At 59.0% G+C, this 13,053-nt stretch carries 9 protein-coding genes; 2 read left to right on the top strand and 7 right to left on the bottom strand.

From position 1 onward, the window contains the following. The first annotated feature begins 495 nt into the window (after positions 1-495). Positions 496-1,179: an outer membrane beta-barrel protein gene (locus Q0248_RS05500; protein WP_299320578.1), complete on the top strand. Its 684-nt coding sequence runs from the start codon at positions 496-498 to the stop codon at positions 1,177-1,179. Between the two features lie 99 nt (positions 1,180-1,278). On the opposite strand, the gene Q0248_RS05505 is transcribed toward Q0248_RS05500, so the two are convergent. The 7 genes from Q0248_RS05505 to meaB all read right to left on the bottom strand — a co-directional run bounded on the left by Q0248_RS05505 (position 1,279) and on the right by meaB (position 10,261). After that, positions 1,279-3,522: an inorganic phosphate transporter gene (locus Q0248_RS05505; RefSeq protein ID WP_299320579.1), complete on the bottom strand. Its 2,244-nt coding sequence runs from the start codon at positions 3,520-3,522 to the stop codon at positions 1,279-1,281. 46 nt (positions 3,523-3,568) lie between these two features. Beyond that, entirely contained in the window at positions 3,569-5,653 is a 2,085-nt protein-coding gene (gene ligA / locus Q0248_RS05510) for an NAD-dependent DNA ligase LigA (RefSeq protein ID WP_299320581.1), read from the bottom strand. Continuing rightward, on the bottom strand, positions 5,641-6,177 hold the full coding sequence (locus tag Q0248_RS05515; protein ID WP_299320582.1) for a GNAT family N-acetyltransferase: 537 nt from the start codon (positions 6,175-6,177) through the stop codon (positions 5,641-5,643). Before Q0248_RS05515 ends, ligA begins: the two co-directional genes overlap by 13 nt. Beyond that, on the bottom strand, positions 6,177-6,797 hold the full coding sequence (gene recR, locus Q0248_RS05520; RefSeq protein WP_299320584.1) for a recombination mediator RecR: 621 nt from the start codon (positions 6,795-6,797) through the stop codon (positions 6,177-6,179). The genes Q0248_RS05515 and recR overlap by 1 nt, the downstream gene beginning before the upstream one ends. Positions 6,798-6,896: 99 nt before the next feature. Then, on the bottom strand, positions 6,897-8,459 hold the full coding sequence (locus tag Q0248_RS05525; protein ID WP_299320586.1) for an Rne/Rng family ribonuclease: 1,563 nt from the start codon (positions 8,457-8,459) through the stop codon (positions 6,897-6,899). Between the two features lie 244 nt (positions 8,460-8,703). Further along, positions 8,704-9,000, bottom strand: coding sequence for an HU family DNA-binding protein (locus Q0248_RS05530; RefSeq protein ID WP_299320590.1), 297 nt, complete (start codon positions 8,998-9,000; stop codon positions 8,704-8,706). A gap of 121 nt (positions 9,001-9,121) precedes the next feature. Then, the gene (gene meaB, locus Q0248_RS05535) at positions 9,122-10,261 is read right to left on the bottom strand and encodes a methylmalonyl Co-A mutase-associated GTPase MeaB (protein WP_299320587.1); all 1,140 of its coding nucleotides are present in this window, start codon (positions 10,259-10,261) and stop codon (positions 9,122-9,124) included. Between the two features lie 697 nt (positions 10,262-10,958). Here meaB and Q0248_RS05540 point away from each other — a divergent pair. After that, positions 10,959-13,053 (top strand): polyribonucleotide nucleotidyltransferase (locus Q0248_RS05540; protein ID WP_299320589.1); only part of this gene is annotated, 2,095 nt, incomplete at its 3' end.

Raw genomic sequence — 13,053 nt, forward strand, 5'->3', positions numbered from 1 at the left:
TTCCCTAATTACGGAAGCCGCCCCGAGTCCTCTACGGAGGTCTCGGGGCGACTGCCTTTTTAGGGCTTGCCTCACTTAGGCTAGGGGGAATGTGCCTCTTAGTCTTTGCTTTGGCTACCTCGCCTTGTTCTGTTAGGATAGGTTTGAGTTCTCATCCAAGGTATCCCAGCCAAGGAGCTAAGTGAGTCAAGTGCTTCGTCCTAGTGCTTTGAGGGATATCAGTCAGGGTGCTGAGGGACGTCCTTCACGACGCTCAGGGATAGCCGTCAGCTCCCTGACTGATATCCCTCACGAGCCTCCTCCCTAGAGGGGCGTGCTGCTTGGGACTGCTTCGTCTAGCTGCTCTCCACAAGGGAGAGGCAGGGGCTGCGACCGCATCACAGCTTACCCAATGCTTGTGCTTTGCTGACTGAGGAGAAATCGTACCTTTGTCGTGACAGAGCTCTCGCTTGGGCTCTGACAAAGGAACAAGTAACCCACATTATTTGGAAAGGTATGAAGAAGATGATTCTCGCCGCAGCGCTCGCTGTAGCTGCGGTCGGATCCCTACAGGCACAGCATCATCCCGAGGGACAGAGTCCTAAATGTCCACGGAGCTGTCTCCCCTTGACTCCCAGCTGCTGCAAGGGACAGTCTGGACTCAAGGCAAGCAAGGGTAAGGTGACCACTGAGTTCGCCCTCTCACTCAAGGGGAGTAATCCTTTGCTGCAGCTGCAGGGCGGGTCACAGGTCTCGGGATTCGGTACGGGCGCGCTGCGTGCCCGCTACTTCCTACAGGATCAGCTAGCGCTACGTGGTAGCCTAGGGCTCGGCATCACGAGCGAGGAGGTGAATTCTCAGGAGGTGAGCAGCACGCTCTTTGACCTCGGCCTTGGTATCGAGAAGCACTTCGGCGGTACGCGTCGCCTATCCCCCTATGTAGGTGCCGACCTCAAGCTCTCGCTGCTGAACGCTGATACGAATGGCAGCGGCATCCATACGAATCAGCGCGAGGGGCATACCGTCGGGCTGAACCTCCTGCTCGGTGCAGACTACTATGTCCTGCCTAAGATCTACGTCGGGGCAGAGGCTGGCCTTGGGCTGCACGTGGGGAGTATCGAGGCCGGAGGCCAGAAGGCTAGCTTCACCAACGTAGCTACCGGCATGCTCGGTGGCGTGCGCATCGGCTTCATCTTCTAGGACAGGCTTAGCTGCCGTCCTCTACGAAGCATAACTATAAGGGGGCGCTCTCCAGCTGGAGAGTGCCCCCTTGATACTTGTATGAGCTTAACTGGGCGGCTAGGCTTCCTCAGCCTCTTCGTCGAGGAGCTCCTGACTGTAGCCTACCAGGTGACGGAGGTTGTTGAGCAGCTCATTGGTCTCGATGAGGAGGTTGAGGTAGACGAGAGAGGCGCGCAGATCCTCGCGGGCGATCTTGTGGGTGCGCTTCATCTGCGTCTTGCGCATGTCCTTAACGACGTTGCGCAGCTCCTTCCCCATGTTCTTAGCCTTCTTGGCATCCTCCATACGCTCGCTGGCGATGAGCTGATGCACCTGAGCTATGTAGTCCACGACACGGTCGCGGATGGGCTCGAACTCCTCACGGTAGGGCGCAGGGATGGGGTTGAAGTTGTTGTCCACGTGCTCGAAGCCGACTTCCGCCGCGCGCTCGAGGGCGTAGATCATCTGTAGGCAGGTGTTGGCCCCGAGGTGGAACCACATGTTGCGCTCCAGTACATCCTCGTCGGAGGCCATACGGCGCAGCCCGATGGTCTCCTTGCGGCGCATGGTCTTGAAGGCGCGCTTGTGGTTCTCTAGGTGCTGGCGCAGCTTGCGCAGGGTCTTGAGATCCTCGTGGAAGATACCATTCGTCAGGGCTAGGTAGTCGGCACTGACTCGGTCGAGGAGCGTCGTCTGATTGAGGCGCACGTGCTCGGAGAGGAGCGTCCACATACGCTCGGGCGTCTCAGCATTGAGGATAGCGACGAAGAGCTCATCGTCACCATCGTCCTTCTTACGCTTGAGTAGGTGCGAGTTGAAGAGTAGGAAGAGGGCCACCCCGATCAGCACTACCATAGCGGGGAAGCCTCCGTAGCGCATGATCGTGGCGATGACCATGGCGATGATGAAGGCGGCGCCAGCGGTGACGAACCAGCCCCCGATGACACTCATCACCCCCGTCAGGCGTCCCACGGCGCTCTCACGTCCCCAGGCACGGTCGGCGAGCGAGGAGCCCATGGCGACCATGAAGGTGACGTAGGTCGTCGAGAGGGGGAGCTTCAGCGAAGTACCGACGGCAATTAAGAGACCTGAGAGGACGAGGTTGACCGAGGCACGTACGAGGTCGAAGGCTGCGCCCTGCTCGAGGGTCAGCTCCTGCTTGTTGAAGCGCGAGTCGATCCACAGGCGTACGCGGCTGGGTATGGCATGCTCGAGGAAGTTGCCGATACCGCTGCTCGTGCGTACGAGGCCACGGGCGATGCGGGAGGAGCCGAAGGTCTCCTCACCGTCGTCCTGACGGGAGAGGTTGACCGAGGTCTTGATGACATTCTGCGCACTCTTGGAGAAGAAGAGGGCCAGTGTCATGATGATGCCCGATCCGAGGAGGAAGATGTAGGGGGTCTTGGCAGGGAGATTATTGGCCGCCATGAGGTAGCTGTCGTAGGCTCCATTGCCATTGGCCACGTAGTCCTGATAGGCTGAGAGCCCCGAGAGAGGTACCCCGATGAAGTTCACCAGGTCATTTCCCGCGAAGGCAAGGGAGAGGGCCAGCGTACCCGCCAGGACGATGATCTTGAGGATATTGATGCCGCACCAGTGCAGGACCTGCATCAGGGCGATGCTCACGGCGAGGCAGTAGCAGACCAGCTCTCCCGTGTGGGTATTGACCCAGTCCTTATAGGCGAAGGTCGACTCCTGCAGCCCCTTGATGAGCATGAAGTAGACGATGGAGGTCAGGGCTATGCCACCGAAGATCCCTGCTAGGTAGGGGAGTGTCTTCTTATAGTTGAAGGAGAAGAGCACACGCGTGATCCACTGCACGACCGAGCCAAAGAAGAAGGCTACAGCCACAGAGAGGAAGATGGCGATGATGACCTGCAGCGCCTTCGAGGTGTTCAGCATCTCGAGCATGGGCAGCGAGGGGTCGTCAATGCTCTTGAGCATAGCCATGCAGAAGGCTGCACCGAGGATCTCGAAGACCATGGATACCGTCGTCGAGGTGGGCAGCCCGAGCGTGTTGAAGATATTGATAAGGATGATGTCCGTGACGACCGCTGTGAGGCAGATCGTCATCACCTCCTGGAAGGTGAAGTAGGCGGGGTTGTAGATCCCGTTGCGCGCTACGTCCATCATCCCGTTACTGAGCGATGCCCCGAGGAAGATCCCTACGGCTGCTACCCCAAGGACGACCTTGAAGGGAGCTGCCTTAGCCCCAATAGCAGAGTTCAGGAAGTTCACAGCGTCGTTGCTCACTCCCGCCACTAGGTCGAAGCAGGCCAGGATCAAGAGGAAGCCCAGGATGCAGATGAAGATAATTTCCATTACACGAGATAGAGAATATGCTAGAGAGTAGTGGTGAATGTCTGTATTATGTCAGGGGGAAGAGGTCCTCTACTGGGCCCGCCGCTGTCGTAGACTCATCTGCCGAAGGAGTAGGTGACGCGGAGCCGATGAGCTCGAGGAAATCCGCTTCACTGAGGATGGTGATGCCGAGCTGCTCGGCCTTTGCGAGCTTCGCAGGGCCCATATTGGCTCCCGCTAGGACGTAGTCTGTCTTGCTCGAGATCGAGGAACTGTTCTTGCCGCCCAGCGACTCGATCATCTGCTTGTACTCCTCACGGCTGTGCTGGGTGAAGACTCCGCTGATGACGAAGCTCTTCCCCTCGATCTCTGCGTGCGCCTTCACCTCTAGGGGCTCCTCCTCGGGGAGGCGCTCCAGACTGAGGCCGAGCGTGTGGAGCTCAGCGATGAAGCGACAGTTGTCCTCCGAGGCGAAGAAGTCCACAACGCTCTGGGCGATGACCTTGCCGATATCGGGCAGCTGGGTCAGCTCCTCGACGCTGGCCTTGGAGAGGGCGTCGACACTCGGATAGTAGCGTACGAGGGTCTTGGCCACCGTCTCACCGACGAAGCGGATGCCGAGGCCGAAGAGGAGGGCACGCAGGGGGCGCTCCTTGGAGGCAGCGATGCTCTCCACGAGGCGCGAGGCGCTGCGCTGCTGGAATCCCGGCAGTCCCAGCAGATCCTCTACGCTTAGTCTATAGAGGTCGGCGATATTCTTGACGAGGCCGTGCTCGAAAAGCAGCGCGATCGTCTCCTCCCCGATGTGGATGTCGGCAGCCTTGCGCCCAGCGTAGTGCTCGATACGTGCGGTCTGCTGGGGAGGGCAGCCCATCTGATTGGTGCAGTAATAGGCGGCCTCGCCCTCGGTACGATGTAGTGGGGCGCCGCAGGCAGGGCAGTGGGTCGGAAAGAGGACGCGGGCTGCGCCGGGCTGACGCTCCTCGGAGGCGACGCCCACGATCTTGGGGATGATCTCACCGCCCTTCTCCACGAAGACTTGATCCCCGAGGTGGAGGTCAAAGGAGGCGATGAAGTCGGCATTGTGTAGCGAGGCGCGGCGCACCTGTGTCCCCGAGAGGCTGACAGCATCGAGGTTGGCCACGGGGGTGACTGCCCCTGTGCGCCCGACCTGGAAGTCTACGGAGCGGAGCGTCGTCTTAGCCTGCTCGGCGGCGAACTTATAGGCAATAGCCCAGCGCGGGCTCTTGGCCGTGTAGCCCAGTTCCTCCTGCTCGGCGATGGAGTCGACCTTGAGCACGACGCCATCGGTAGCTACGGGCGCTTGATAACGAGCCACCTCCCAGTGGTCGAGGAACTCTAGGATGGCCTCGAGACTCGTACACTGCTGGATGGCGTGCGAGACCTTGAGTCCCCAGCTGCGGCAGAGCCCGAGACGCTCATAGTGGCTGTCGGGGAGCTCGGGGTGGGCGGGGACGTAGTAGAAGTAGGCGTCGAGCCTGCGCTCGGCGACGACCTCGGGGTCGAGCTGCTTGAGCGTGCCGCTAGCTGCATTGCGCGGGTTGGCAAAGAGCGGTAGGCCTTCGGCTGCTCGTGCCGCATTGATGCGGTCGAACTCTGCGAAGGGCAGCAGGATCTCTCCGCGTACCTCAAGTTCGTCCGGCCAGCCTGTACCCTGTAGGCGCAGAGGGATGGAGCGGATCGTACGTACGTTCTTCGTCACGTCGTCGCCCATAGTCCCATCGCCGCGGGTGATGGCCTGCGTGAGGCGGCCCTGTTCGTAGATGAGTGAGATGGAGAGACCGTCGTACTTCAGCTCCGCGTCGATCGTGAAGCGCTTGCCGCCGAGCTCCTTCTCCACGCGCTGGTAGAAGGCCTCGACCTCCTCATAGCTGTAGGTGTTGCCTAGGGAAAGCATGGGGTAGCGGTGTGCTACCTGGACGAAGCCCTCCGTATTATCCGAGCCCACGCGCTGCGTCGGGGAGTCGGGGGTGATCAGCTCGGGGTGCTGCTGCTCTAGAGCCTCGAGCTCCTTGATCAGCTGATCGAAGTCGTAGTCCGATATGGTAGGGGAGGAGAGCACGTAGTAGGCATGCTCGTGCTGGGCGATGACCCTACGCAGCTCCTCGATGTGCTCCTCTATTCGTTCCATTTCTGATAGTAGAATAAGTCTTGGTAGGTCCTCGTGTCCCAGTGCCAGCGGGGGAGGCGGGCCGTCTCGACGAAGCCTAGGTCCTTGACCAGCTGCCGTGAGTGGACGTTGTCACTGAGGATCTCGGCGTAGACCTGCTCACAGCGCAGCTGCTCGAAGGCGTAGGCGATGGCACAGCTCAGTGCCTCTCGGGCGTAGCCTCGTCCTCTATACTCTGGGGCTATGTATAGACCCAGAGCAAGGCGCCGATGGATGGCTGAGTAGTCGTAGAGCATCAGGTGCCCCACAGCTGTAGCGGGGGTGTCGATGAGCTCGATGACAAGGCCCATGCAGCCCGTCTCGAGGATGTGCTGCGTCGAGGAGGTGATGTAGCTCTGGATAAAGTCAGGGGAGAGGGGGTTGATCGTCTTGCTGGAGCTCCAGGCCATGGGGTCGTTCTCCCAGCGCATGAGGTCGGGGAGGTCGGCCTGCCCAAGGGCACGTAGGCGTACGTGCTGGCCCTTCAGACGATCTTGGTGTAGCATCAGAACCTAATTGAATGGTCAAAGTCGGTGCGGCTCAGGATAGAGCGGCCCAAGGTGACCTCATCGGCATACTCGATCTCGTCCCCTATGGCGATGCCTCGGGCGATCACGGAGACCTGCACCTCGTAGCCCTGTAGGCTGCGGTGGATGAAGAAGTTTGTCGTGTCGCCCTCCATCGTCGTCCCTAGGGCTAGAATGACCTCGCGGACTTCGCCCGAGGCTACGCGTGCGATCAGTTCGTCTATGCGCAGATCCTCTGGCCCGATGCCGTCAATGGGGGAAATGACCCCGCCGAGGACGTGGTAGAGCCCGCGGTACTGCCCCGTGTTCTCGATAGCGAGGACGTCGCCCACGTGCTGCACGACGCAGACGGTAGAGCGGTCGCGCGTCGGGCTAGAGCAGATGGGGCATAGCTCGGTATCGCTGATGTTGTAGCACTCCCTGCAGTAGATGATGCCGTCACGCATCGCTACGATCGAGTCAGCTAGGCTGTGCGCCATCCCCTCGGGCTGAGCCAGGAGGTGCAGCGCTAGGCGTAGCGCGCTCTTGCGTCCTATCCCCGGGAGGGAGGAGAGCTGCTCGACAGCACGCTCGACGAGCTTGGAGGGATAGGCTGTCATGAGACTGAGGAGGCTGGGACTGTAGTGGGGGAGAAATAAAGAAGGCCTATAATCATCCTCCCTCCGAGGGGACGATGACTATAGACCTTCTGCGGAGCCTTATTCCTCTAGGCCCTCGAACTCGTTGCCCTCAGAGTCGAGGAACTTGTAGTCGAGGAAGCCGAGGCTCTCGTTAGGGGTAATACGGATACCACGGGCGATCTGTACCTTCCATCGGCGAGCGATAGACATCAGGAGGCCCTTGGTGAGGTATGCGGCCACGTAGGGATGTACGTGGACGTTGATATGAGTGATACCCAGTCGGAGGACTAGGTCTCGGAGCTTTTCTTCTAGCTGATCGGTGAAGAGGATGGAGGACTTCATCTTGCCCGTACCCAGACAGGTGGGGCAGGTCTCATCCGTATTGATCTGCGTGGCCTGACGGACACGCTGGCGCGTGATCTGCATGACGCCGAACTTGCTTAGCGGCAAGATGTTGTGGCGCGTGCGGTCCTTCTCCATGAGCTTGGTCATATGCTCAAAGAGCAGCTGCCTATTCTTCTGATCGTGCATGTCGATGAAGTCCACGACGATGATCCCGCCCATATCGCGCAGTCGTAGCTGGCGTGCGAGCTCCTCGGCAGCGATGAGGTTGACGTCGATGGCCGTCCCCTCCTGCTCGGTGCTCTTGCGGGAGCGATTGCCGCTATTGACGTCCACGACGAACATCGCCTCCGTCTGCTCGATGATGAGGTAGGCTCCGCTCTTGCAGGTGACGGTACGGCCAAAGGCAGACTTGATCTGCTTGGTCACGCCCTTCTCATCGAAGAGGGGCAGCTTGCCCGTGTAGTAGCGGACGATGTCCTCGCGGCCTGGGGCGATCTGGGCGACGTACTCTCGGATCTCCTCGTAGTAGGCCTTGTCGTTGACAATGATGCTCTGGAAGGAGGGGTTGAAGGTGTCGCGGAGGATCCCCAGCGCACGGCTGGACTCTTCGTAGACGATCTTGGGCGTCTTGGTGATCTTGGGCAGCTTCTGTATGCTCTCCTCCCAGCGGCGGATGAGGCGGCGTAGCTCTTGGTCGATCTCTGAGGCGCGCTTACCCTCTGCTGAGGTGCGTATGATGACGCTGAAGTTCTTAGGCTTCATGCTGAGCACGAGCTGCTTGAGACGCGTGCGTTCCTCGGGGGACTCGATCTTGGAGCTGACAGATACCTTGTCTGAGAAGGGGACGAGGACGAGGTCTCGTCCTGCGATGGAGATCTCCGCCGAGAGGCGAGGCCCCTTAGTAGAGATGGGTTCCTTGACGACCTGCACGAGGACGTTCTGTCCCGCCTTGATGTAGTCTGCTATCTTGCCGTCCTTGGGGAGGTCGGGGAAGCTGGGGATCTTGTGTAGGGCAGGCACGCTCTTCGTCTTCTCGATCTGCTCGAGGAAGCGCTGCTGCGCCTGATAGATCATGCCGAGATCTAGGTAGTGAAGAAAAGCATCCTTCTTATATCCCACATCGACGAAGGCCGCATTGAGTCCAGGCATCACCTTCTTGACCCGTCCGAGGTAGATATCCCCGACGGCAAAGGCTAGGTCTCTACGCTCTCTCTGCAGCTCCACGAGTTTCTGATCCTCGAGTAGAGCCATAGAGATCTCACGAGCGGAGACGTCTACGATTAGTTCACTGGTCACTGGCTGCGTCTGTTATAAATGGTGAGTAAGAGGGAGTGCTAAGAAGCGCACGAGGGGACGGAGCGAGCTCGCAAGCTGATCCAGTCCCCTCGTACAAGACATTATTTCTTCTTCTTATGTCTGTTCTTCTTCAGTCTCTTCTTACGCTTGTGCGTAGCCATCTTATGGCGCTTTCTTTTCTTTCCGCTTGGCATAGCTATTCTTATTATATGATTATGTGATGATCTGAGCTTGGTCTAGTGGGCTACTTTACCTTGGAGGCAAAGAGCTTGGAGGGCTTGAAGGCAGGGATACGGCGCTTGGGGATGATGATCGTAGTCTTCTGTGAGATGTTACGAGCCGTCTTCTCTGCACGCTCCTTGATGATGAAGCTACCGAAGCCACGGAGGTAGACATTCTCGCCACGCACTAGGGACTCCTTGACTGAGTCCATGAAGGCCTCTACAACAGCCAGCGTGGTCTCCTTATCTATACCTGTAGTCTTAGCGATGTCGCTCACCACTTCTGCTTTCGTCATAGTCGATGGGTTGTTATATGATATGAATTCTTCCTTTTTTTGCCGTGCAAATATACGGCAATTCTTTGGATAGGCAATAGATAGCGGTAGGGGAGTGCTCTTAGGGGCACTCCCCGTCTCGTAGTGCTATATGCCTAGGCCGCTCCTAGCTGAGCTCCGTAGGTAGCTCTGTACGTGCACCGAGGGAGGCGAAGTAGCACTCCAGCAGTTGCTGTGCGCCGATGAAGGAAGATAGTTCGTCGCCCAGCACCTGCTGCTCGACCTGGGGACGCAGTGCCTGCACCTCTTTATTAAGGTAGAAGGAGCTACGCAGCGCCTCGTTGATACTCTCGTACATCCACCACTTGGCCTGACGCTGACGCTTCTCATGGAAGTAGCCCGAGTCCATGGCGAAGTGACGATACTCATCGATCATATCCCAGATCTCCTTGATGCCGAGAGCGTAGAAGCCCGAGTAGGTCAACACGCGTGGACGCCAGCCCGACTCCGTGGGCGGGAAGAGGTGCAGGGCGTTGCGGAAGTGTGTAGCCGCGAGGTTGGCCTTGTCGACGTTGTCTCCGTCGGCCTTGTTGATGACGATGGCATCGGCCATCTCCATGATGCCGCGCTTGATCCCCTGGAGCTCATCCCCCGTCCCAGCGAGCTGGATGAGGAGGAAGAAGTCTACCATCGAGTGTACGGCCGTCTCGCTCTGACCGACCCCGACGGTCTCTACAAAGATCGTGTCGAAGCCCGCGGCCTCGCATAGGATGATCGTCTCGCGGGTCTTGCGCGCCACGCCCCCCAGTGATCCAGCCGTGGGGCTCGGGCGGATGAAGGCGTTCTTCTCGCGGGAGAGCTGCTCCATGCGCGTCTTGTCGCCGAGGATACTCCCGCCCGAGCGCTCACTGCTGGGGTCGATGGCGAGGACCGCCAGGCGGCGTCCCTGCTTGACGAGATGCATCCCGAAGCTGTCGATCGAGGTGCTCTTACCTGCCCCTGGCACCCCTGTGATGCCTATGCGCATGGACTTGCCCGAGTAGGGGAGGCAGCGCTCGATGATCTGCTGTGCTATGGCCTGATGTTCGGGGCGGTTGCTCTCGACGAGGGTCACGGCCTGGCTGAGACAGGTGATATCCGACTGTAGGATACCCTCGACATACTCATCTACGGTATAGTTGCGTCGTGCGACGCGGCGTAGGTTGGGGTTGATCATGGGCTTGGCACTCACCCCCTCGTTGACCTTGAGCCCGAGGTAGGCGGGGTCGTTCTCAGGATGGTGCAGCCGTTCTTCGTTGATATCCATAGGGCGCTCTATAGCTTTTGTGATGTGTGACTGATGTATATGCGAACTGTATCCAGTTCCCTCTCCATCAAAGATAAGGAAAAGCCTTGAGTCCTTGTGCGGCTGCCTTCTCAGCTCGCTGCGGCATATGCGCGCGCTACCTTAATATGGGTATGGCGCTACCTTATTATATAGGTAGGACTTAGGGCTTAGCGCCCGAGTTGGGGAGCTCCGAGCTGCGTCCTAGGATAAGCCAAGCTAAGGTGGGCGGCTCTGAGGGATATCAGTCAGTCTGCTGAGAGACGTCAGTCAGCACGCTCATGGATATCGGTCAGCTCCTTGAGGGATATCGCTTGAGAACCCTCTACCAAGGGGGGGGCGCTTCGCAGGTCACGGGAGCGGACTATTGCGTGCAAAGTCCCCTGGGAGCTTCTCCCAGGTCGTCGTTGCGTAGTAAGGAGGGTGAGGACTTTGCTCCCACTATTTGGGGCTTGGTCCTCACCCTTTGTAGTTCGCTCGTTCGCTTGCCCTTAGCCCTAGAGCTGGGAGAAGGGAGGGTGCCCTTGAGGCCTCGCTGGTAGGGGCGTTCTGAGTCTCCATAAAGCTCCTTTGTGAGCCTAATTAGTCTGATCTATGAGGGGGTGTAGGGCGAATAGCGTTAATTTGACTACCTTTGTCCCCGACTTTTCAAGGACTATATCATTCAAGTAAGTATAAAATGCTACAGCCAATTAGCAAGACAATCATCCTTCCCGATGGCAGAGAGATCGTCATCGAGACAGGTAAGCTAGCCAAGCAGGCTGACGGTGCTGTTACCCTACGCATGGGGAACACCGTCCTGCTAGCTACCGTATGCGCCGCCAAGGACGCCAACCCCGGGGTAGACTTCATGCCCCTGCAGGTGGAGTACAAGGAGAAGTACGCCGCCTTTGGTCGCTTCCCTGGAGGCTTCACGCGCCGTGAAGGCAAGGCTTCGGACTACGAGATCCTGACCTGCCGCCTCGTCGACCGTGCACTACGTCCCCTCTTCCCAGATGACTACCATGCAGAGGTCTTCGTCAACGTCATCCTCTTCTCTACCGACGGGGTAGATATGCCGGATGCACTGGCTGGGCTCGCTGCCTCTGCTGCATTGGCTGTATCCGACATTCCCTTCAATGGCCCCATCAGTGAGGTGCGCGTAGCGCGCGTCGATGGCGAGCTCATCATCAACCCCACCTTCGAGCAGCTAGAGCGTGCCGACATCGAGCTGATGGTCGGTGCTACCCTGGACAACATCATGATGGTCGAGGGTGAGATGCAGGAGGTCCAGGAGGCCGAGATGCTCGAGGCGATCAAGGCTGCCCACGAGGCCATCAAGGTACAGTGCCAGGCTCAGCTCGAGCTCAGCGAAGCAGTAGGCAAGCTCGTCAAGCGCACCTATTGCCACGAGGAGAACGACGAGGAGCTGCGCAAGGACGTCCATGACTCCTGCTACAGCAAGGCCTATGCTGTCGCCATCTCGGGCACGGATAAGCACGCTCGTGCTGAGGCCTTCGAAGCCATCGTCGAGGAGTACAAGGCTAAGTTTACCGAAGAGGAACTCGAGACCAAGGCTCCGCTGATCGCTCGCTACTACCACGACGTAGAGAAGGAAGCTATGCGTCGCGCTATCCTCGATGAGGGCAAGCGTCTCGATGGTCGTAAGACGACGGAGATCCGCCCTATCTGGATCGAGACCGACTACCTCCCAGGCCCCCACGGCTCGGCTGTCTTCACCCGCGGCGAGACGCAGTCGCTGACGACCGTCACGCTCGGTACCAAGAGCGATGAGAAGCTCGTCGATGACGTGCTCAACTACGGCAAGGAGCGCTTCCTGCTGCACTACAACTTCCCTCCCTTCTCCACGGGTGACGCTCGCCCACAGCGTGGTGTAGGTCGTCGTGAGATCGGTCACGGGAACCTCGCACACCGCGCCCTCAAGCGCATGCTGCCCAAGGACTACCCCTACGTAGTACGCGTCGTATCCGATATCCTCGAGTCCAATGGCTCCTCCTCTATGGCTACGGTCTGCGCCGGTACGCTTGCCCTGCGTGACGCTGGAGTGCCCCTGGCTAAGCCCGTATCTGGGATTGCTATGGGGCTGATCTCCGAGAATAAGGGTACGAACTATGCCATCCTCTCCGACATCCTCGGCGATGAGGACCACCTCGGCGATATGGACTTCAAGGTAACGGGTACCGCCGACGGGATCACTGCCACGCAGATGGACATCAAGGTCGACGGCCTCAGCTACGAGATCCTCGAGCGTGCACTGGCTCAGGCTCGTGAGGGTCGCCTGCACATCCTCGGTAAGATCATGGAGGCTCAGCCTGAGACCCGCGATGACCTCAAGCCCCACGCTCCACGCATCGTCACCCTGCGTATCGGCAAGGAATTCATCGGTGCTGTCATCGGCCCTGGTGGTAAGGTCATCCAGGGGATGCAGGAGAAGAGCGGTGCCTACATCAGCATCGACGAGGTCGATGGTGTGGGCGTCGTAGAGATCAGCGCCTCCAACAAGGAAGCTATCGACACGGCCGTCGCTCTGATCAAGGGCATCGTCGCTATGCCTGAGGTAGGCGAAGTATATCAGGGTAAGATCAGCTCCGTGATGCCCTATGGCTGCTTCGTCGAGTTCCTCCCCGGCAAGGACGGTCTGCTCCATATCTCTGAGATCGACTGGAAGCGCTATGAGACCATCGAGGAGACAGGCCTTGAGGCTGGTCAGCCCATCGAGGTCAAGCTGATCGACGTGGACCAGAAGACGGGCAAGTTCAAGCTCAGTCGCCGTG

Origin of the sequence: uncultured Porphyromonas sp. (genome assembly GCF_938046015.1) — a bacterium.
Classification (GTDB): domain Bacteria; phylum Bacteroidota; class Bacteroidia; order Bacteroidales; family Porphyromonadaceae; genus Porphyromonas.